Genomic DNA, 20,981 nt, shown 5'->3' with positions numbered 1-20,981 from the left:
GTTGAAATAATTAAGAGCTCATCTGAGCGGTGGCGGGATAGCCTAAAGGGTATTCATCATCGGAAAATGTTTGCGCAAAGGCTGCGGCATAGGCGGCGGCATGTTTAAAGACAGCGCCTGCCTCATCATCAGGGGTTGTTTGTATAAAACTTTCGATATCCTGGCACATCATGTCCATTTCCATCGTCACCTGTTTAATGTCATGGCGACGACGTTCCAGCGATTTAACGACTTTACGAAAATTGTCTTTACGGCGCATCAGCTCGATACGGCTTGTGACGTGGCCATCAGCCACTTCAAAAACTTCTCGAATATCGTCCAATGAAAAGCCGAGACGTTTACCGCGCAGGATACGTTCAACACGCACATAATCACGGGGTGTAAACACACGCGAGCCTGCTTCGCGACTGGGCGTGATCAGGCCTTTATCCTCATAAAAACGGATGGTGCGCGGCGTCACACTGAATAATTTGGCAAAGTCTTTGATGCCCCAAAAGCCAGCGTCGGGCACATGCGGCAAAGACTGTGTGTCTTGCGCAATACTGTCGCGGGGGATGAAGTCTTGTCTGCTCATACGGCCTCATAACATAACGGTGACGTTAACGTCAACGTAATATGCAACATCATGCATAACGGAGTTTGACCTTGATAAAACAACGGGCTTGATGATTTTCGCTCAACTGGGGCAAAGCCTTGACCCATCGCGTACTTCGTGAAAAGTGGTCGCATGGTATCATTGTACAACGCACACCCCAGAATATGGCCCAAATTGCGGACTCATATGAAGGCGCGGTTAAAGCTTATCTTCATGGCTGCTGTTGGTGTTGGTGCCTCTGCAATGCCAACCTTGGCGCAAACCGCTGATAACTCACCGGCTATGCTGACGCCGCGTGATAGGGTCGTCATGTCTTTAATTGTCGCACCGACCCAAGCTGCCAAACAACCGCAAGTTATCAGTGACATTAGCGACACTGACGACGACAAGAGTATTGACGAAGACGCCACTGCACAGGACAGCTCATCCAACCGCCAGATGATGAGTGATATACCCCTGCCTGTTGTGTCACGTCCTGAGCCTGTAGAGACAATCACTTTTGAACCCGCGCCAGGGCAATACGGCTTTTTCCAAACAGCGGATGCTTATCTGACAGCGCGCGGAAATGGCACCTCTCCGCAATTAAAACTGCGTTATAAAGTTGTCAAAGCCGACGGTATGACGGGCATTGAAAGCCCTTCCGATATGGTGAGTGTTTTAATTGGGCCAGATTATGCGGCGAGTGCACGCGGTGACGGCCCGATGCAAATTATTGATTTCAAGACGCACCGCCTTTTAACGCTTCACGCTGATGCGCCAGAACATTTTACCAATGTGTCGCTCTATGCGGCGCGTTATAAAAATATCGATACTGTGCGGCGTATGACACGCGGCGGCACACTCCGTCATTTAGACATTGGACCAAGCCCTAAACGCAATGGTCTATCGCTTCCTACTGCGGACAAAGCGAAAGGCTTAAATGCGTTTTATCTTGAAGCCTCGCTGGGATTTGCTGCGAGCGCCTTGCCAAAGGGCAGCTTGATTATAAAGAAAGACGACACGACTAAAACAGGGACGTTTGATAATAAAACTGTCTTTACGGGTAAGTTCAACGGCCCCAGTTTTGATACACCCTCCCAAGGCTATAGCCTTGTGTCGTGGCTTTATCATAGCCTAGCAATTCATCCCGAAATCCTGTCCACACTGACCGATATAAAATCCGCGCCGACATATTTAAAACTCTACACAGAGACGCCTAATGCGCCCGCCGGACAGTTCGAGACTTGGACCTTGACTGATGTGGTCGCTGATGACGTTCCTTTTCCACTGCCTCAAACGGCTTTGTCAGTAACAGAAATGGAGGCGGTTAGTCCGCTTGCTTTTGTGATGAATGAGGCGCTTTATGGTCGGGCTTTGGGCGGCCCGCCAGACCCCGAAGCGACGCTCGCAGCTATGGGCGTGCGTTTAGATATAGGTGACGTTTTGGCCGTTTGGTTATCCGCCAGAGCTATGGCCGACAGGTTGGGTGGGTGTGAAGCGTTGGACGGTCTCTGTGATATGCTAAGGCGTGCGCGCAGTCTTGCCGTTGAAGAACCTGATATCGCGGATTTAATTAAGGCTTTTGACGGGGTAGCGACAGCTAGAACACGGACAGCGGCTCTTATGACCTTGCAAGAAGCTGTGGCGGATCCAGACGCTCCAAGCGTTGTTCTGCGCGTAACAGCGTTGGGTCTTGCAAAGATGAAACGCAATCAAATCGTGACAGCGGGGCTAAGCGATTTAGACCCTGAGACGCTTTTAAATCAAGCGATTGCCAAAGACCCTTATGATTATGCCGCCTATCAAGGCCTCGCGCAGATTTATGCTGCAAGAGGGGCCTTTATTGAAAGCTGGGATATGTCAGATGCTTTGCGTGCCTTTGCTGATGCCCCGCGCTCTATGACAGAGCCGTTTGATCGGGCCGAGAGCAAGCTGATTGCTGGTGCACCAGGCTTTTTCCCGCCAATACAGCCATAAAACAGTCTTTTTACATAAAAAGGTTAACGGCATTAACCAGTGATTAACCACAATCGGTGGACACATATCTTGCATCATTGCGTCTGACTTTATCTGTGACAGCCAGACGCATCATTCAAGGACTGGTCCATGGCGACACCGCCGAAAACGCCGAAGAAGCCTAAAACTCAGAGCAAAGCCTCTGCGGTTAAAGCCTCTGGCCGTCTGACCTTAAAAGCACTTAATGATGATTTAAGTGCAATTGAGGCCCGTCTGAAAAAAGCTGAAAGCAAGACACAACGTCAAGTCAAAGCTTTGACTGATGACTTTGACCGCCTTGCCAATGCCACCCATAGTCATAATGCTGATAGTCGCGCCGCGCTGACAGATCATGTCACTGCCTTGACACAAAAGCTTCAATCCCAAATGGCTGCCAATCAACGCGCCGTCACAGAGGGATTGGCGCAAGCGCTCTCAAATCCAACTCTGGAAAATCTCGCTCGCGCTATTGATGACGCGAATGCGCGCCTTGACCAGAGTGAGATCGTTCAACGTGACGCTATTGCGTCCATAAACCGTAATATTTCTGACCTTGCCTTGGCTGTTGATGCTCGGTTGAGCCATGAGGAAAAAACACGTATGGCAGCTATGGCTGCGATGAAAAAAGCCCAAGATAGCACAGAAACGAGGCTCTCTCGCGCTATTATGGAAACTGACGAGCGTATGATGCTGCGCCTCTCAGAACTCGAGGCTGAAAACGCCAAAGCCATGACCCAAATGGGTGATAAAGTTGTCGCGTTAGCGGAAGATTTAAATGAGCGCGCCGAAGACGGCGAGGCCATGATCAAAGATCGCGTCAATGAGATCGCGCTTAGTACCCAAGCCGAACTGGATAGCTTTAAGGCTAATTTACAACGCCGCCTAGATGCTCTTGAAGATCAAATCCATACAACCGATAGCCATCTGAACCGGTCTGTTAATTCTCTTACATCGCGTATTGAGGGGCTTGAATACGGCCTGACCAGTGCGCCAGTATCGTCCTTGGCGGAAAATTCGCATTACCCAACTGCGCCTAGCTTGGTTGAAACTCCGCGCTCTGACACAGCTGTCCCTTACCTAGCAACAGATGCGGAGGCGTTGCCGCTGGCTCAGCCGAGTATAACGGCGCCGCAAGATGGACGTCCTGAGGGCGGCTCACCTCAAGAACGTCCTGTCCATCACGCCTATTCAGAGGACGCCTTTAGTCCTGATAGGCCGACGCCGCAGGCTGAACCGATTGCCCCGCCTCATCTTGCCGTTGATACAACGCTTGATACAAGGCCTGCAGCCACGGCCACACCTTATCAGTCACAAGATTACGCCGCTCCGCAGCCAATGGCCTTAACAGAACAGGCCACGAGCAGCGAAGCTGTGCCTTATGACCCTGCCCATTACGCAACTCCGTCTCCTGCGGTTCCGCATAATCTGGAGCCAACCTATGAGGAGACAGGTCATAATCCTTACGCGCCCCCATCCGCTCCCTATAATAATCCAGCCATAGCGACTTATGGCCAAGAGGCCCAAGCCTATCCCAATGATGCGGCGCCACCTTACCCAGAACAGGCTTATCCCGAACAAACCTATCAGGACCAAGCCTATCCAACTCAAGCTTATACGACGCCAGCGGATATGTTGCCGTTGGACGAGACACCTTTGCCTTATGCTGACCCTGCTTATGCAGAAAGCCACGCTAATGGTAACGTCGAATCTATGGAATCGGCTCGTCCTGGTGTGTTCAAATCTAAAAAAGGCAAGAAAGCTAAAAAGGTAAAAACCCCTAAAGCGGCAAAATCATCTAACGGTGCGTCAACTTTATTGACGCCGCGGAACAAACGTCTCGGTGCCATGGTCGCTGCTGTGGGTGTCATGAGTTTAGTCGCCTCGCAAACCGTTTTTAAACCGGCGAATGATCCGACCCTACAAGACCCCTTTGGCGCGCCGCTCCCTATTGCGGAAAATAGTAATAATGACGGCTCTCAAACACTAAGCGTGGATGGTAATTTGCAAACGGTTCCGTCCATCGGGGATTATGCTGATAATAAAGCGCCTGCGCTGGATAATAACGCAGCGGCGGGTACCGCATTAGAACGCGCCGCCCAAAGCGGGGACGCAATTGCGCAATTACAGCTTGGCTTGTCAAAATTAGAAATGGGCGAAACCGAAGAGGCAGTAGCGCTTATTCGCTTGGCAGCCAATCAAGACCAGCCCGCTGCGCTTTACCGCCTTGCAAAACTCTATGAGGCAGGCCAAGGCGTTGGGACGGATTTAGACATTGCGCGCACGTTAACTGAACGTGCCGCCAAAGGCGGAAACCGCATCGCTATGCATGACTTGGCACTTTATTCTGCTGAAGGCCGCGGCGGCGCAAAGATGGATATGACGGCTGCCGCCTATTGGTTCCAAGAAGCCGCCCAACGCGGTGTCGTGGACAGCCAATTTAATTTGGGCGTATTATTTGAATCGGGTCAAGGTGTGCCCGTCGATCCAAAGCAAGCTTTTTATTGGTATAGTGTTGCTGCGGGGCAGGGCGACCAAACGGCCGCTGCGCGTGTTGCGATTTTGAAAACGGAGCTGCCAGAAGCGATCGTATCAGAGGCAACAAGTAAAGTGGCGGCCTTTAAACCTCGTCAAATTGATGCGCTCGCCAACGGCATATTCAAAAATATGCCGTGGGGTGAAACAGCCAAGACGTCATCTAATGCCTCTGTTGATGCGAAGCAAACTATCGCAAAGACCCAAACCCTGCTGTCTGACCTCGGTTATGATGTCGGTGCGCCTGATGGCGCTATTGGTCCAAAAACGCGCTCTGCAATTATCAGCTTTGAACGCGCGAACGGCTTACCCGAAACAGGGCGTGTAAACGCAGGCTTGATCGACCGTCTTGAACTTGCGGCAGGCACTTAAGCTTACCCCCGCCATACATTGCGCGAGTGATTGCTTGTCAATGCGTGCCTCGCGTCTTAAGCCATGATTATGAGCCAAATTTCCATAATTAACGCCAAAACCAAAGATGACATTGCGGCTGTGAAGGCCGTATTCATTGATTATATGGCCTTTATAGAGGATTATCTGGGGCAGTCTTTATGCTTTCAAGGCACGGATGCAGAATTTGCGACATTTCCCGACATATATGACGCGCTTTTGCTTGTACGGCTGGACGGCGAGGCTGTGGCGGCTTGCGGCATAAAGCCGTTCAAACCAGGGATATGCGAATTAAAGCGTCTTTATTGCCGTCCTGCTGGACGGGGGCATAGGCTAGGCCAACGTTTGACAGAACGGGCTATAAGCCAAGCCAAAACGTTAGGGTACAGCCAGATGTTTCTAGATACAGACGCGGGTCTTACTCACGCTAATAAAATTTATGAAGCTTTGGGCTTTAAAGACATAGACCGTTATTATGACAACCCTATGGGGTGTTCGCGCTATATGGCGCTTGATTTGAAAGATTAAAAGCATGGATGAATTTGATCCAGAGGCCCATTTACAAAGATTATGGGCCATGGCCCCGATGATGGTTGAAGGTACGCCTCATGCGGCGAAACTTGGGATGAAATTTGTCTCGGTGGCCTTGGGGCGCGCAACACTTTCGCTGCCTTATAATAAAGCCGCTATTGGCGACCCGCGCACACGTGTTATTCACGGCGGGGCTGTGACGACCTTGCTGGACCAAGCTTGCGGTCTTGCGGCGTTGGCGGGCTTTGAACGTATAACCGCGACAGCGACGCTGAACCTATCAATTGATTATATGCGCGCCGCCACACCGGGCCAGACAATTATGGCCCGCGCCCATTGTTACAAAGCCACGCGTCATGTCGCCTTTGTACGCGCTGTCGCTTTTGAGAATGAAAATGAGGATGAGCCAATTGCTATGGCCCAAGCCAGCTTTATGGCGACAGCGATGTCCTCAGGCTCAAAGTCTAAGCCAAAAGAGGCGTCGTCATGACCTCTGACACACTCATAACACGTGCGCTAGAAGCCGTTCCTTACGCGCAGACCCTGGGGGCAAAACCCATTTTCATTGGCGAAGAACTAACGCTCATACTTCCTTATTCAGCCGATAATATCGGCAACCCTGTGCTGCCCGCTCTGCACGGCGGGGCTATTGGCGGGTTTATGGAACTGGCTGCTATCGCGGAGCTTATCCATAGTGCATCAGAGGAAGACCTCTCCAATCTTCCAAAACCCATTGGCATTAACATCGATTATTTACGCCGCGGACGACCCGTGGACACCTATGCGCGCGCCGCTGTTTTCAAACGTGGGTCGCGGGTTGTCAATGTGCGTGTTCGGGCGTGGCAAGAAGATTACGATAACCCGATAGCGGCGCTGCACGGCAATTTCCTTATCCCGTCGGACGGGTAATTTGGCTGACGCCGTCCCGATCCATCAGCCGCTTACGCGCCGTGCTGTCTTTGCGCAAAGCTGGCCTATTATGCTTGCCAATGCTTTGGCCCCAGTTGTGGGCATTGTCGATACATTGGTCATCGGACGCTATACAAGCACAACTGCGCTTGCGGGTATCGGATTGGGCGCAGTCATCTACGGTATCGCCTATTGGGGTTTTGGGTTCCTGAGGATGAGCACCGCTGGATTGGCCGCGCAAAGTGACGGGGCCAATGACCAGATCGAAGTGCAAGCCCATCTCTTTCGCGCTGTGCCGCTAGGATTTTTTATCGGGCTTTTGGTGTTTGCCCTGCAAACAATACTACTCGCCGTCGCGTTTAAGGTTTTCACGGCGAGCCCAACGATTGAGGACAGCGCAGCGAGTTATATTCGCGCGCGCCTTTGGGGCTTACCCGCCACGCTCGGCTCGATTGCTTTGATGGGTTGGTTTGTTGGTATTTCACGGGCGGGTCGCGCACTATCGATGCAGATTGTGCTGAACATCGTGAATATTATTCTATCGCCCTTATTTGTGATTGCGCTTGGATGGGGCTTATACGGCGTTGGCATCGCGTCGGCTATTGCCGAATGGGTTGGCCTTGCGGCCGGGCTAAGCCTTGCCTGGGCCGAGATTAAAAAACGCGGCGGCTTGAGAGACGGGGCCTTGTCACGCAAGCGGTTATTAGATGTATCGGCGCTCAAGAAGCTCGGCATATCCAATAGCAATATTTTTATCCGCACGATGACATTGACGGTGGGCTTTACCTTTTTTGGTAATGCGGCTGCGTCAGAGGGTGAAGTGTTTCTCGCCTCTAATCACATCTTGATGCAATTTATCACCATGATCGCCCTTGTGCTGGATGCTTTCGCCCATACGGCAGAAGCGGTGACGGGTGCGGCGTTTGGAGCCAAAAACAAAGCCCGCTTTGACCGCGCTGTAAGATTGACAACAGAATTTTCTGCCGCCTTTGCTGTGCTGTCTGCCTTGCTAATAATGGGGCTTGGGCCTTACGTCATTGCGGTCCTGACCAAAGACCCTGCGGTGGTGGATACGGCGATGACATATTTGCCCTATTGCGCGCTCGTCCCTGTTTTAGGTTTCGCGGCCTATCAGATGGACGGTATTTTTATTGGCACGACCCAGACACGCGCGATGCGAAACGCGGGTATTATGGCTGTGCTAATTTATTTGGGCGTGCACCACATATTACAGCCCCGCTTTGGGCCACACGGATTATGGACGGCGTTCCTAATCTATTACGTCGCCCGCGCGCTGACACTTGGGCTATATTACCCAACCATCACGCGTCAGATGAAATCTATAAAATAAACTTGGACAAGTCTTGGTCTTTGGCTAGCTCTGATACGTTTTTCTTGACGTAATCTCCGTCAATTGTGACGGTCTCGCCAGACCGCTCTGTCGCGCTAAAGCTGATGTCATCAAGCAAACGCTCCAGCACGGTTTGCAAACGCCGCGCGCCAATGTTCTCAACCTTGGCATTGACCTCTGCCGCAACCCGCGCAATTTCTGCTACGCCGTCATCAGTGAAATCCAATGTCACGCCTTCGGTTTCCATTAGCGCTTTATATTGCTTAATCAGGCTCGCTTTGGGTTCTGTCAGTATGCGGACAAAATCAGCCTCGGTTAGTGCGCGAAGCTCCACGCGGATCGGTAATCGGCCTTGCAATTCAGGCAGCATATCGGACGGCTTGGCGACATGAAACGCACCGGACGCAATAAATAATATATGATCTGTTTTCACAGGCCCGTATTTTGTCGACACTGTCGTGCCTTCTATTAAGGGCAGCAAATCGCGCTGCACACCTTCGCGGGACACTTCGCCGCCGCTCCGTGCGCCTGACCGTGCCGTGATTTTGTCAATTTCATCTAAGAACACGATACCGTCATTCTCGGCGCGCTCGACCGCGTCACGAATAATGCTCTCATCATCAAGCAGTTTATCGGCCTCTTCGGCCAGTAGTGGCGCGTGGGCGTCGCGAATTTTCATGGTGCGGGTTTTGGTCTTGCCCATGCCCTTGCCAAATATAGAGCCCAGATCAAGCATCCCCATCGATGCGCCTGGCTGTCCCGGAATATCAATGCCCTGAAACGGGCTCGCGGTATCGGCGAACTCAAGCTCGACCTCTTTGTCGTCAAGTTCGCCTTTAATCAGTTGTTCGCGAAACTTTCTGCGCGTGGCTTCGCCGCTATCTTTACCAATAAAAGCATCTAGGATACGGTTTTCTGCGGCTAGCTCTGCTTGGGCGGTCACGTCCGCGCGTTTAAGGTCGCGCATGAGTGTGATTGACGCCTCAATAAGGTCACGGATGATTTGTTCAACATCGCGGCCGACATAGCCAACTTCGGTAAATTTTGTGGCTTCAATTTTGATAAAGGGCGCTTGGGCCAGCGTCGCCAGGCGGCGTGATATTTCGGTTTTACCGACACCTGTTGGGCCAATCATCAGGATATTTTTCGGCGTGACTTCATTGCGCAAACTGTCGCCAACGCGGCGGCGGCGCCAGCGATTACGCAGCGCAATGGCGACGGCGCGCTTGGCGTCGGCTTGGGCCACAATGTGACTGTCGAGTTCTGAAACTATTTCGCGAGGGGTAAAATCTGTCATGAGTGATAGATAAGCGCCAGATGGGGCCGTTCAAGACAGGCGCCTGTTTTATTTCTCACGCCTTTATGTCTCACACCTTGGTTTGAGGTTCATATTTTGGCGGAAAGATTGTCCACTTTGGCAGGACTTTAATCAAAGTATTTCGCGCGCTGTGCCAGCCTGCGCCTAAAAAGACGACCGCCGCACCCAGCAATAGTAAGGCTAAAATTAGGCTCATACCAAAATTTACGCCCGCGCCAGAAAATAAAAACACAATCGCAAAGCCTGCATAACCAAGCGAGGAGACCAACAAAGCGCGTCGATTAAGGGCTAGTCCCAATACCCCAATTAAAAGCACTATGATCAACAAACCGGCGGCATCGCCTCGGGTCACTTCTATGACAGGCACAAGGTCAAACAGTGTGTCTGATTTGGCCACGGCTGCGCGAAAGGCAAGGCCGTGAACAATCAGAGGGGCCGCCGTGAGGTGGAGCCAAAAGGCATTATCGGCAAATCGCGTGAGGCGCTGCGTGTCTTTCATGTCGTAAAAAATGGCCGCCCCTAATGTGATGAACCCACAGGCCACAAAAAACCAACTGCGGTTACCTGCCAAGACGTCAGGCACCATTTGCTCCGCTAATGTGAAAACAAGAACAATCATCGATATAGCAATTAGCGCGATGCAAAACGGAAGGCGGATAAAATAGTAATAAGCTAGCATAGCGACAATTGTAATCATGGACGCGGTAACCGGGCTGCTCTCGCCAACCATTCCGCCTAGCCCTTTGTGGGTGAATAGCAAAAATGCCAAAGCCGTAATCAGCGTGGGTAAATGCTGTCGTGTTTTGCGCCCAAAATAGGCGGCCATTAGCGCCATAGCCCCTGCCGCCAAAAGATAGGTCGTGCCGCCGCCAAATAATCCAGCTAACCCCCAAAGGCCCAGCGCGAGCAGCCCAATCCCGATGGCGATAAAGACATCGGAAAATCCGCGCACAAAGCGCATATTGTCTTCATCGCCAATGACAGCCGCGTTAGCGCTTGGCGGGGTGACGGCTCCGTCTCGCTCTACCAGTTTTCGCATGGCGGCCGCTTGCTTTGCTGTGATAATGCCTTGGGCCTCGGCCTGGTCAATTTGGTCTTTGTTCATTGTGGTCATGCCTCAGTCTAACCCGCGCGCGCCCTCTTGTCATTACGAGCTTTTGGTCCCACATATGGTCAAAATGGAGATGATTATGCGCAAGATTTTAAAAACAAATATTTTACTGGGCGCTTCTGCGCTTGTTCTGGGCTTTGGCCTCGCGGCTTGCGGCGGCGATAGTGCGCCGAAAGAGCCCGCGATGAGAACCCAAACAGAGGCAAGCTTTACCTTTCCCGACGTTGCGCTTCCTGATGCGTTAAAATCTAACACTGTTTTGGCGGATTGGACGGGTCCTTATGGCGGTGTGCCTGCTTTTGAGACGGTGAAGCTTGAAGACCTAAAGCCTGCCCTTGAATACGGTATGGAACGCAGCCTTGCCGAGATTGATATGATAACGGCAAACCCTGATGCGCCGACCTTTGAGAACACCATTGTCGCATTAGAGCGCACAGGATCTGACCTTGACCGCATCTATACCTATTGGGGGATTTGGGCCTCTAATATGAGCAGCCCAGAGTTTCGTGCTGTCCAGGGGGAAATGGCCCCAATCTTATCCGCCTTTAGTTCCAAGATTACCCAAAATGAAGCCCTATTTGAGCGCGTGAAAGCGGTGCACGATAGCGACGCTGTGGACTCTCTGCGCCCTGATCAGCAGCGACTAGTCAAATTGGTCTATGATGGCTTTGCCCGTAACGGCGCAACCCTGAATGAGACTGACAAAGCGCGCTATGCCGAAATTAATCAACGTCTTGCGACGCTCCACACGACGTTCAGTAACAATGTGCTGGCTGATGAAGAGGGCTATGTTACGCCGCTCACTCAAGATCAGCTCGGCGGCCTATCTGATAGCTATATTAAAGCCGCTGCGGCTGCTGCCAAAGCCCGTGATATGGACGGATATATTGTGACCAACACCCGGTCGTCCATGTCGCCGTTTTTGACTTATTCAACTGAGCGTGACTTGCGCGAAAAAGTCTGGCGCACCTATTACTCGCGCGGCGATAACGGTGACGCGACGGATAACAACGCTATCATAGCCGAAATTTTGCAGCTGCGCGATGAACGTGTGGGTCTGCTGGGTTATGATAATTACGCCCAGTGGCGCCTCGCTGACCGTATGGCTGGCACGCCTGAACGCGCGATCGAGCTGATGGAAGCCGTCTGGCCTGCCGCGATTGCGCGAGTCGCCGAAGAGGTTGCCGATATGCAAGCGGTCGCGGACGCCGAGGGGGCCGACATCACAATCCAGCCGTGGGATTACCGCTTCTATGCTGAAAAAGTACGCCGCGATAAATATGATCTGGATAGTGATGAGGTGAAGCAATATCTCCAGCTTGGTAAACTCACAGAAGCGATGTTCTTCACCGCGGGCGAGCTGTTTAATTTTGAATTTACACCTGTTCCCGAAGGCTCTGTTCCTGTGTTTCATCCAGACGTTAAAGTTTGGGACGTGACAGATAAGGATAGCGGCGACCATATTGGCCTCTGGTATCTTGACCCCTTTGCCCGCCAAGGCAAACGTTCTGGCGCTTGGGCGACAAGCTACCGGTCTCATACAACATTTGACGGGCCAAAAAATGTGCTGTCGTCGAATAATTCTAATTTTGTAAAAGGGGCGGAAGGCGAGCCTGTTCTTATTTCTTGGGATGACGCTAATACGTTCTTCCACGAAATGGGCCATGCGCTGCATTTTCTATCATCGAATGTGGCCTATCCAACGTTGAATGGCGGTGTGCGAGATTACACAGAGTTCCAGTCGCAACTCCTGGAGCGCTGGTTATCGACAGATGAAGTCGTGAATAATTATTTAGTGCATTATAAAACAGGCGAGCCTATGCCCGCTGATTTGCGCCAGAAAATTAAAGACGCCGCGACCTTTAACCAAGGTTTCGCGACAACAGAATATTTGGCGTCTGCTTTGGTGGACATGCGCTACCATACAACTGATCCGACCGGTATTGACCCTGATGCCTTTGAGCGTGAAACGCTGGCTGACCTTAATATGCCCGACGAAATTGTGATGCGTCACCGTAGTCCGCATTTTGGGCATATCTTTAGCGGCGAGGGCTATAGCGCCGGTTATTACGGTTATATGTGGGCTGATGTTCTAACATCTGACGCAGCAGAAAGCTTTGCGCAGGCGCCGGGTGGGTTTTACGATAAAGAGGTCGCCGATAAGCTCGTCAAATATCTATTTGCGCCGCGTAATGCCATTGACCCTGCAGAAGCCTTTCGCCTGTTTAAGGGGCGTGACGCGGATATCAGTGCGCTACTGCGTGACCGCGGCTTTCCTGTTCCCGAAGAATAGGTAAGTTTGTGTCGCGTGATGTGACGGATATTATAAATTTTGCTGCGCTATCGGCGCAGCAAAAATCTCTGACGGGTCGCTTTGCGGCGGCAGGACGTATTCGCATAGACAATGTGCTTCACGATAATGTTTCGATGGAGCTACTCACGGCATTAAAGGTGCTTGATTGGCGACTTGTCATGAATGATGCCCATGGTCGGCATGTCGATATTTCACCGTCTGAGCAAAAACGCCTTGGGGCAAAGGCAATACGGCAGCTAAAGACGCAAGCACAGAAACGGGCTTTGTCACAATTTTCTTATCTTTATGAAAACTACCCACTCTATGACCGGGTACAACAAAAACTGCCTGTTCCAAAAATCCTGAGTGAAATATTCACCGCCTTATCGCACGAGACTTTCATCACCTATATGCGCGAGGTGACAGGTAAAGGTATTGATTATTGCGACATTCAAGCCACCCGTTATCGCAGCGGTCATATGCTAACTGAACATGATGACAATGTGTCTGGCAAAAATCGTCACTGCGCTTATGTGTTGTCGATGTGTGCGGGATGGCAACGCAAATGGGGCGGCAATCTTGAATTTTTAGAGCCCAACCAAAGCATCACAGATACATTTGTCCCGCAATTTAATGCCCTATCTATTTTCGCCGTGCCAGTTCCGCACCGCGTATCTAAAGTGCGTCCTGGCGTGCTCGCCTCACGCTATTCGCTAACAGGCTGGATGCGACATCACTAGCGATAGGTGAGTTCGGTTGTACCGATTTCAAATGTCCCTAATTACTTTTTCATCGTAACGACACGTTGCGGGAACGGTATCTCAATGCCGGCTTTATCAAGCGCTTCTTTTAAGGCAATGCGCGCGTCTGATGCGCGGGCCAGCCAATTGTCTGCTGGTAACCATGCGCGCGATGACAGGGTGATTGCGCTATCGCCAAAGGTCATAACGTAACATTCCGGCGGGGTCGGGAGAGATTGCACATCGGGGAGGGCGGCAAGGGTTTCAAGCAATATAGCCTGCGCTTTTTTCAAATCGGTTTCATAGCTAACACCAATATCAACCATTAATCTACGTTCTGTATGGCGGCCAAAATTTTGCACACGTGTCGCCCAGACCTGACTATTGGGAACAAAAATATAAACACCCTCAACATTTTTAATGGATGTAGAAAACAAACCAATCTCTGTGACTGATCCCATAGCGTTGGGTGTATCGACAAAATCACCGACTTGTAGGGGCCGTAGCGCAATCATCATCACTCCCGCCGCAATATTGGACAATGTGTCTTTGAGTGCAAAAGCGATCGCCAGACCTGCGGCACCAAAAACGGCGAGTAAGCTGTGAGCCGGTACGCCAAGTTTGGTCAAAAACGCATAAAGCGTCATCGCCACAATGGTATAAAATACCGTCGTTGCAAAAACAGGCCGTAATGTTGCGTCTAGGCGTTGTCCGCCAAAGCTTGGCTTACGAATAATGCCGCGCGCAATTTTTGCGACAATCCAACCGATGATTAAAATAGCCAAGGCGGCACTAAGTGTCATTGCGCCTGTCAAAAGCAGTGGAAATGTTTCGCGTGCTTGCGCCCAATAGGCTTCTATTTGTTCCATGACAGTCTTTCTTCTTTAAAGGGCGTCCGCGCTAATGTCGGCGTGCCGCAAAACTTGATAGGGCAAGCAGGAGTCGCCCGACTAAAGCATCCGCAGGACTCGCCGCTGTTTTAACATTTTTCTCCACATCAAGCGTTTGGCTCAATGCTCTTTGCAACGCGCTACTCGGCCAAAGGTTCAATTGTCTTACAAAATCGCGTTGCGCCATGCCAAAAACGGGGGGGCGTAACGACCGTATAGCGTTTTCCGCGCTATCCCCGCGTTGCATTTTTCCTTGGGCCTCTAAAAGCCGCGAGATATGGCGTTGTAGGGAAAACAGGATGACGACGGTGTTGAGTTTCCCTGCAACAGCGCGGCGAAACATTGTGTCGGCGTCATCGACCTTGCCGCCCATGGTGAAATTAATAATATCATCAATGGACGCGCTTTGCCCGCCTGCTGCAACGGATTTAATATCTTCAATCGTAACACTTGCGCCTGCCTCCGTGCCGTAACCTTTATAGACGGCCATTTTTTCAATTTCGCCGCGGGTTAGCCCTCGGTCACCTTCCAGAAGTGGCACCCACATCGCAAGCGCGTCTGGCTCTATCTTTATGCCCAAATCATTCAGTGTGCCCCGCACCATATTGCCAACATCGGCCGCGCTATCAGTATAACACCCCACAGCCGCAAATTTGCCCGCCGCGTCAAAGGCTTTCCGAATGGCGGACCGCGTGGTCATGTCGCCCGCCTCAATAATTAATTTGGCCTCGGCGCGCTCTGGGTTCGCGTCTAGCTCTTTGATGATTTTAGAAATCGCGGCACCAGCCCGTTCGTGGTCTAGACGCAGTCGCACCAGACGCGCGTCACCCAGCAATGATAAGGCGCTCATTTCATCAGATAGCCGCGCGACGTCACCCGTCAAATCATCGGCGGTTAATTGCGTGACAGCGAACGCATCGTCAGGGTCTTTGATAAATAATTTGGCCAGCGCTGCGCCGCGTTCACGCACTAGGCCGCGGTCAGGCCCAAAGAGCAAAACCCCAATCAGGTCATCAGGCGGCTTGCTTAAGAACCGCTCGGCTCTAGCCCCCGTAATTTTCATGAGTCTGTTTTCATTGAGCCGCGTTAGCGTAATAGCCTGCAAGCCTGACCAGCACGCGGTCTGCCCCGTCCGACGCTAAATTTCGGACAGTGGCTTTTTCGGCTGCCGTCAACGCATATGGGTCAGTCGACGCCGCAATGGTTGAAATGGCTTTGACAGAACCGCTATCCAATAGCTTGCCCGATTTCATATCAATTAATTCATAAGACACATTCAGGCCCAAATCATAACGCGTCGCGACATCGACGCCCGAAATACCAATGCCTGCGCGGTTGGCTTCGGGTTTGACGCGCAGGATGTGTTTTGCACTATCGCCGTTTCCAAGGCGCGTCTTTAGGGCTTGCTGCACCCAAAAGGCCGCCTCTTTATCTTGAACGGGGATCCCGGCCGCCAATTCTATGCGGACATTGTTAAACGCCGCGTCTGATAAACCTGCGGGCGCATGCATCGGCGTAAAGCCGCACGCCGTTAAGGTGAGGGCGATAAAAGCCAAAATCGTTGCGCGCAGTGTCGTCATAAATTTGTCCCTTTAATTGGCCACTATATTGATAATGCGCTTGGGAACAACAATGACTTTGCGTACGGTCAACCCGTCAATGGCGCGTTGCAAGGCCTCGTCTGCCATGGCTAGCGCCTCGACATCGTCTTTACTCGCATCGGCAGGCACAGTGATTTCGCTGCGGCGTTTGCCGTTGACCTGAATGGGCATGGTTATCGCGTCCTCGACTAGCATCTTTGGGTCAACCACAGGCCACGGCGCAAGGTAACACAGATCATCCCCGCCCAGCTTGGCCCAGCACTCCTCCGATAGATGCGGCATGAACGGTGCAATCGCGCGGATTAAAATACCCAGCGCTTCCAGCCGTGCGGCGTCTTGCCCCTTATATTTGGACAGCGCATTGGTTAGCTCATAAATTTGGGCGACAGAGGTGTTAAAGCGAAACGCTTCAATCCCCGCCGTGATTTTATCCATGGCTTTATGCGCAAATTTACGCAAGGCGAGGGCGTCACCGTTGGCGTCAGTCGCGACCGTCATGGGGCCGCCCTGAACCGTGGTGGCCTCAACTAGGCTGTAAACTTTTTTACTAAAGCGCCATGCGCCCATGACGCCAGCCTCGGACCATTCCACGTCCCGCTCTGGCGGTGAGTCCGAGAGCACAAACCAGCGCGCCACATCGGCGCCATAGCCCTCGATAATCTCATTCGGGTCAATGGTGTTTTTCTTGGACTTTGACATCTTAATGACGTCGCCCTTGGACACGATTTTTTTGGTATCGATATGTAAAAGCTGATTGCCGTCTTCAACAACATCCGCTGGATTTACATAGGCCCCATCACTATCCGTATAGACGGCGTGGGTCACCATACCTTGGGTAAACAGCCCCGAGAAAGGCTCCCCGCTAGGTAAGTCTAACAATCCGCAATCGCGAAGCCCCCGCGTGAAAAAGCGTGCATATAATAAATGCAGAACCGCATGTTCAACACCGCCGACATATTGATCAACGGGTAACCACTTGCTCGCGGCGTCTTTGTCAAATGGCACATCTGACGGCTCGCCATGACCAGACCCGCCCGCAAAGCGGGCGAAATACCAGCTGCTATCGGCGAAGGTATCTAATGTGTCGGTTTCCCGTTCCGCGCGTTCTCCGCATTTGGGGCAAGTGACAGGGTTATCATCTGTGCCTGTGCGGAACGTCGGGTGACGGTCCAGCGGATTGCCGGGTTTGTCAAAATTAATATCATCGGGCAGTTTGACGGGCAGATCCGAGCTCGCCACAGGCTGCGGCCCACAAGCCTCGCATTTAATCACAGGAATAGGGCACCCCCAATAACGCTGCCGTGACACGCCCCAATCCCGCAAACGGTACTGGGTTGTGCCTGTGCCAAGACCCATCTCTTCAATGGCCTCAATCGCTTTGCGGATGCCGTCGTCCTTATTCAGGCCATCAAGGAAGCCAGAATTAAATAATGTGCCTTCGCCTGTGTAGGCCTCTGTGCCAACGTCATAGCTGGCGGCATCTTCGCCCTCGGGCAGGACAACAGGCGTCACGTCCAAGTCATATTTACGCGCAAAATCTAGGTCGCGTTGGTCATGAGCGGGACAGCCGAACACGGCCCCCGTGCCGTAGCCCATCAAGACAAAATTGGCGATCCAAACGGGGAGGGTTTTACCTTCGATAAAGGGATGCTTGACCTTGAGCTTTGTTTCAAAACCCAGCTTCGGCGCCGTCGCAATCGCTTCTTCGGTTGTCCCGATTTTCGCGCAGTCGAGGCGGAAGTGTTCAACCGCGTCGCTCTCTTTGGCCATAGCTTTGACAAGCGGGTGATCAGGCGAGAGCGCAATAAATGATGCGCCATACAGTGTGTCAGGCCGAGTTGTGTAAATCTCTATGTCATCGCAATCCACGCCTTTAAACCGCATCTGCAAGCCTTCAGATTTCCCAATCCAATTGGCCTGCATTGTCCGCACTTTCTCGGGCCAGCGGTCGAGCGTGTCCAGCCCCTCTAGCAATTCTTCGGCGTAGTGCGTAATTTTGAAAAACCATTGGTCCATGTCGCGCTGTTCGACAACGGCACCACTGCGCCAGCCTTTGCCGTCAATGACCTGTTCATTGGCGAGCACCGTATTATCGACCGGGTCCCAATTGACCTTGGCCGTCTTGCGGTAGACCAGACCTTTTTCCCAAAACTTGAGGAAGATATATTGCTGCTGCTTGTAATAGGCTTCGTCGCATGTGGCGAATTCGCGTGACCAATCAAGCGCAAAGCCGAGGCGTTTCATCGGGCCTTTCATCGCCTCGATGTTTTCATAGGTCCAACCTTTGGGATGGACATTTTTCTCTATCGCGGCATTTTCAGCGGGCATACCAAAGGCGTCCCATCCCATCGGGTGCAGCACGTTAAAGCCTTGTGCCTTTTTATAACGCGCGACGACATCGCCCATGGCGTAATTGCGCACATGGCCCATGTGAATACGACCCGACGGATAAGGAAACATTTCAAGCGCGTAAAAGGTCTCGCCAGCGGCGTCGTTATCGGCGCGGTAAACGTCGCGCTCCTCCCAGATTGTCTGCCAGCGCGGCTCGACTTCGGCGGCATTATATCGGTTTTGATCATTGGACATATTAGCACTCTTGATGGGCGGGTCTTAAGCGCTACGTCTATATCAATTTCCCCCGTTCTGGCTAGGGCGAAATCCACAGCCACAACGCTTGCCTTGACGGCCTCTGTTGGGCTTCCCATCTGTGAAGAAAGGAGCTTTTATGACACCTCATGATTATGCAGACGCCAGCCTATGGCGCGGAACCACAATCCTTACTGTACGCAAAGGCGGCAAAGTCGTCATTGTCGGCGACGGCCAAGTCAGCGCAGGTAACACAGTGATGAAAGCGAGCGCGCGCAAGGTCCGGACATTATCGGGGGGCCGCGTGATTACGGGCTTTGCGGGAGCGACGGCCGATGCCTTTGCTCTGCTTGAACGGCTAGAGGCTAAGCTTGAGCAATACCCAACCCAGCTAGCGCGCGCCTGTGTGGAACTGGCCAAAGATTGGCGTACGGATAAATATCTGCGTCAATTACAAGCGATGATGATTGTAGCCGATTCTAAGGAAACCTTCGTCCTGACAGGTAACGGCGATGTTGTGGAGCCTGATAAGCTTGACAGCGGTAGCGGTATCACCGCCATTGGCTCTGGCGGCAATTTTGCGCTATCAGCGGCATTGGCGATGGACGAATACGAAACTGACGCCGAAACTCTGGCGCGCAAAGCCATGGCCATTGCTGACCGTATTTGCGTCTTTACTAATAATAATCTGACGGTGGAAACGCTAGACGAGGCCTAGTCCGCAATCGCGGCGCGGGGCCATGTAATAGTGACGACGGCGCCAGAGGCTTTGGGTTTATTATCAAAGCCGACCCGTCCACCTGTGCGTTCAATCAGGGTCTTGGCAATGAAAAACCCAAGACCTAACCCACCCGCCTCTTCACGTTCCCCGCGGCCCGACACATAAGGTTCGCCAAGGCGGCCACGCACGGCCGGATCAAACCCTGGGCCATCATCAATAATCTGGATGGTGATATAATCGGGCGACCATTGCCCAATAAGCTGTACCGTGCTCTCGGCAAATTCTACGGCATTCTCAATATAATTTTTTAGCCCAAACAGGATTTCTGCTTGGCGGCGAATGTCTGGAGCAGGGCCGTCACCGTGCGTTTTAATGTCAATCTGTGAGCCAAGCCCAAAATACGGATCTGAGGCTTCTTCCAATAAACTCTCAAGGCTAAGCACATCATGCATGGCGTCGCCCGCATCCCCGCGCGACGATAGCTGTTTTAATATCTCGCGGCAGCGTTGGGTTTGCGAAACGAGCAGCCGCGCGTCTTCGCCCAAATGGCTGTCGCTTGGTAATTCGCGCGCCATTTCATTGGCGGTGAGTTGTATCGTAGCGAGCGGCGTTCCCAATTCATGCGCGGCGGCGGCGGCAAGCCCCCCTAGGGCTGCTAGTTTTTGCTCATGCGCCAGCACGGTTTCCAGTGCGGTTAACGCGTCGGACATACGCCTTGCTTCGCGAGACGCTTGCCAGGCATAGCCTGATGTAAAAACCATTCCCACGAGAAGCGCGACCCATAAGCCTAATGTGAACTGAAAGGGCAGCGTAAATCCGCCCGGCGGCATCCACGGTAACGGATAGCTGTAATGAAGTAGAAAGAAAGACGCCCCTGCGGCAAGCGCGAAAATAATCCAAATCACGCGCCGTGATAATGTTGTCGCGCTAGTGACGACGGGCGCAACAAATAATAATGCAAAGGGGTTCGTCATCCCCCCCGTCAGCCATAATAGGGCCGAGAGCTGCAAAACATCAAAGCCAAGCTGCGCGACGGCTTCGACATCTCCCACACGGCGGTCGAGTGGCAAGGCCGCTGTGACGGCTAGGTTTAAAACGGCTGATAATCCGACAAGAATAGAACACGCCAAATAAGGATAGGAAAAGCCTAAGGCTTCGGAGACCACGACAAGGGCCAAAGCTTGCCCTGCAATCGCAATCCAGCGGAGTGTAATCAGTGTCGAGCGGCGAAGCTGTCCCGAATGGGGCTGTTTGCGGCGTCTTTTTTTGCCCGCAGCGTTTGTGTCAGGCGGAGTGACGCCGTGATAAGACGCCGCATCGCTTTGGCTGTAATTAACGGGGCTATCTATAGACATTGGTAAAAAGCCTCTTATCTTGGCACTATATCTGATGACAGCCTGCCGTAACACTTTAAACAAGGCAGCAATAGAGGAGCGGTT

General features: G+C 52.2%; 17 protein-coding genes. 9 read left to right on the top strand and 8 right to left on the bottom strand.

The features are described from left to right. Positions 1-10 precede the first annotated feature (10 nt). Entirely contained in the window at positions 11-574 is a 564-nt protein-coding gene (locus AB6B37_RS14505) for a MerR family DNA-binding transcriptional regulator (RefSeq protein WP_371396559.1), read from the bottom strand. A 207-nt stretch (positions 575-781) separates the two neighbouring features. Between AB6B37_RS14505 and AB6B37_RS14500 the strand changes: the two genes are divergently transcribed. From AB6B37_RS14500 to AB6B37_RS14475, 6 genes are all read left to right on the top strand, one after another. Next, a complete protein-coding gene (locus AB6B37_RS14500; RefSeq protein WP_371396558.1) occupies positions 782-2,551 on the top strand; it encodes a hypothetical protein in 1,770 nt (589 codons plus the stop codon). A gap of 129 nt (positions 2,552-2,680) precedes the next feature. Continuing rightward, positions 2,681-5,473 carry a peptidoglycan-binding protein gene (locus AB6B37_RS14495; protein ID WP_371396556.1) on the top strand — a complete coding sequence of 931 codons (2,793 nt, stop codon included), beginning with the start codon at positions 2,681-2,683 and terminating at the stop codon, positions 5,471-5,473. A gap of 69 nt (positions 5,474-5,542) precedes the next feature. Continuing rightward, on the top strand, positions 5,543-6,019 hold the full coding sequence (locus AB6B37_RS14490; RefSeq protein ID WP_371396555.1) for a GNAT family N-acetyltransferase: 477 nt from the start codon (positions 5,543-5,545) through the stop codon (positions 6,017-6,019). 4 nt (positions 6,020-6,023) lie between these two features. Continuing rightward, the gene (locus tag AB6B37_RS14485; RefSeq protein ID WP_371396554.1) at positions 6,024-6,512 is read left to right on the top strand and encodes a PaaI family thioesterase; all 489 of its coding nucleotides are present in this window, start codon (positions 6,024-6,026) and stop codon (positions 6,510-6,512) included. Then, positions 6,509-6,931: a PaaI family thioesterase gene (locus AB6B37_RS14480; RefSeq protein WP_371396553.1), complete on the top strand. Its 423-nt coding sequence runs from the start codon at positions 6,509-6,511 to the stop codon at positions 6,929-6,931. The genes AB6B37_RS14485 and AB6B37_RS14480 overlap by 4 nt, the downstream gene beginning before the upstream one ends. A gap of 1 nt (position 6,932) precedes the next feature. Beyond that, positions 6,933-8,282 carry an MATE family efflux transporter gene (locus AB6B37_RS14475; protein WP_371396552.1) on the top strand — a complete coding sequence of 450 codons (1,350 nt, stop codon included), beginning with the start codon at positions 6,933-6,935 and terminating at the stop codon, positions 8,280-8,282. Here the strand turns inward: AB6B37_RS14475 and hslU are convergent. Further along, entirely contained in the window at positions 8,272-9,579 is a 1,308-nt protein-coding gene (gene hslU / locus AB6B37_RS14470) for an ATP-dependent protease ATPase subunit HslU (protein ID WP_371396551.1), read from the bottom strand. The two genes, AB6B37_RS14475 and hslU, sit on opposite strands and share 11 nt — an antisense overlap. Before the next feature lie 70 nt (positions 9,580-9,649). After that, positions 9,650-10,714, bottom strand: coding sequence for a hypothetical protein (locus AB6B37_RS14465; protein WP_371396549.1), 1,065 nt, complete (start codon positions 10,712-10,714; stop codon positions 9,650-9,652). Between the two features lie 76 nt (positions 10,715-10,790). On the opposite strand from AB6B37_RS14465, the gene AB6B37_RS14460 reads away from it, so the two are divergent. Together AB6B37_RS14460 and AB6B37_RS14455 are read left to right on the top strand one after the other, a co-directional pair. Continuing rightward, positions 10,791-13,004, top strand: a complete 2,214-nt coding sequence (locus AB6B37_RS14460; RefSeq protein ID WP_371396548.1) for a M3 family metallopeptidase — start codon at positions 10,791-10,793, stop codon at positions 13,002-13,004. 8 nt (positions 13,005-13,012) lie between these two features. Continuing rightward, positions 13,013-13,744: a 2OG-Fe(II) oxygenase family protein gene (locus tag AB6B37_RS14455; protein WP_371396547.1), complete on the top strand. Its 732-nt coding sequence runs from the start codon at positions 13,013-13,015 to the stop codon at positions 13,742-13,744. Positions 13,745-13,785: 41 nt separating this feature from the next. Here the strand turns inward: AB6B37_RS14455 and AB6B37_RS14450 are convergent, their stop codons facing one another. Genes AB6B37_RS14450 through leuS form a run of 4 tightly spaced genes read right to left on the bottom strand, consistent with a single transcriptional unit; the run spans position 13,786 to position 18,821 of the window. After that, complete coding sequence (locus AB6B37_RS14450) at positions 13,786-14,613, bottom strand: mechanosensitive ion channel family protein (protein WP_371396546.1); 828 nt, start codon at positions 14,611-14,613, stop codon at positions 13,786-13,788. A 31-nt stretch (positions 14,614-14,644) separates the two neighbouring features. Continuing rightward, entirely contained in the window at positions 14,645-15,697 is a 1,053-nt protein-coding gene (holA, locus tag AB6B37_RS14445; RefSeq protein ID WP_371396545.1) for a DNA polymerase III subunit delta, read from the bottom strand. Positions 15,698-15,707: 10 nt separating this feature from the next. After that, positions 15,708-16,214, bottom strand: a complete 507-nt coding sequence (gene lptE, locus AB6B37_RS14440; protein ID WP_371396544.1) for an LPS assembly lipoprotein LptE — start codon at positions 16,212-16,214, stop codon at positions 15,708-15,710. 12 nt (positions 16,215-16,226) lie between these two features. After that, positions 16,227-18,821, bottom strand: a complete 2,595-nt coding sequence (leuS, locus tag AB6B37_RS14435; RefSeq protein ID WP_371396543.1) for a leucine--tRNA ligase — start codon at positions 18,819-18,821, stop codon at positions 16,227-16,229. Between the two features lie 139 nt (positions 18,822-18,960). Here leuS and hslV point away from each other — a divergent pair, with 139 nt between their 5' ends. Further along, a complete protein-coding gene (hslV, locus tag AB6B37_RS14430; RefSeq protein WP_371396542.1) occupies positions 18,961-19,539 on the top strand; it encodes an ATP-dependent protease subunit HslV in 579 nt (192 codons plus the stop codon). On the opposite strand, the gene AB6B37_RS14425 is transcribed toward hslV, so the two are convergent. Beyond that, positions 19,536-20,897, bottom strand: coding sequence for an ActS/PrrB/RegB family redox-sensitive histidine kinase (locus tag AB6B37_RS14425; RefSeq protein WP_371396541.1), 1,362 nt, complete (start codon positions 20,895-20,897; stop codon positions 19,536-19,538). The two genes, hslV and AB6B37_RS14425, sit on opposite strands and share 4 nt — an antisense overlap. Between the last annotated feature and the right edge of the window lie 84 nt (positions 20,898-20,981).

The organism is Fretibacter rubidus (genome assembly GCF_041429785.1).
GTDB lineage: Bacteria > Pseudomonadota > Alphaproteobacteria > Caulobacterales > Maricaulaceae > Fretibacter > Fretibacter rubidus.
Note: the sequence above shows the minus strand (reverse complement) of the source record. Positions and strands in the feature narration are given on the sequence as shown.

Bases quoted from the DNA above. Each gene is read 5' to 3' on its own strand.
- AB6B37_RS14485 (WP_371396554.1), top strand. From the start codon at position 6,024: ATGGATGAATTTGATCCAGAGGCCCATTTACAAAGATTATGGGCCATG.
- AB6B37_RS14480 (WP_371396553.1), top strand. From the start codon at position 6,509: ATGACCTCTGACACACTCATAACACGTGCGCTAGAAGCCGTTCCTTAC.
- hslV (WP_371396542.1), top strand. From the start codon at position 18,961: ATGACACCTCATGATTATGCAGACGCCAGCCTATGGCGCGGAACCACA.
- AB6B37_RS14460 (WP_371396548.1), top strand. From the start codon at position 10,791: ATGCGCAAGATTTTAAAAACAAATATTTTACTGGGCGCTTCTGCGCTT.
- AB6B37_RS14500 (WP_371396558.1), top strand. From the start codon at position 782: ATGAAGGCGCGGTTAAAGCTTATCTTCATGGCTGCTGTTGGTGTTGGT.
- hslU (WP_371396551.1), bottom strand. From the start codon at position 9,579: ATGACAGATTTTACCCCTCGCGAAATAGTTTCAGAACTCGACAGTCAC.
- AB6B37_RS14465 (WP_371396549.1), bottom strand. From the start codon at position 10,714: ATGACCACAATGAACAAAGACCAAATTGACCAGGCCGAGGCCCAAGGC.
- leuS (WP_371396543.1), bottom strand. From the start codon at position 18,821: ATGTCCAATGATCAAAACCGATATAATGCCGCCGAAGTCGAGCCGCGC.
- holA (WP_371396545.1), bottom strand. From the start codon at position 15,697: ATGAAAATTACGGGGGCTAGAGCCGAGCGGTTCTTAAGCAAGCCGCCT.
- AB6B37_RS14495 (WP_371396556.1), top strand. From the start codon at position 2,681: ATGGCGACACCGCCGAAAACGCCGAAGAAGCCTAAAACTCAGAGCAAA.
- lptE (WP_371396544.1), bottom strand. From the start codon at position 16,214: ATGACGACACTGCGCGCAACGATTTTGGCTTTTATCGCCCTCACCTTA.
- AB6B37_RS14450 (WP_371396546.1), bottom strand. From the start codon at position 14,613: ATGGAACAAATAGAAGCCTATTGGGCGCAAGCACGCGAAACATTTCCA.
- AB6B37_RS14425 (WP_371396541.1), bottom strand. From the start codon at position 20,897: ATGTCTATAGATAGCCCCGTTAATTACAGCCAAAGCGATGCGGCGTCT.
- AB6B37_RS14505 (WP_371396559.1), bottom strand. From the start codon at position 574: ATGAGCAGACAAGACTTCATCCCCCGCGACAGTATTGCGCAAGACACA.
- AB6B37_RS14490 (WP_371396555.1), top strand. From the start codon at position 5,543: ATGAGCCAAATTTCCATAATTAACGCCAAAACCAAAGATGACATTGCG.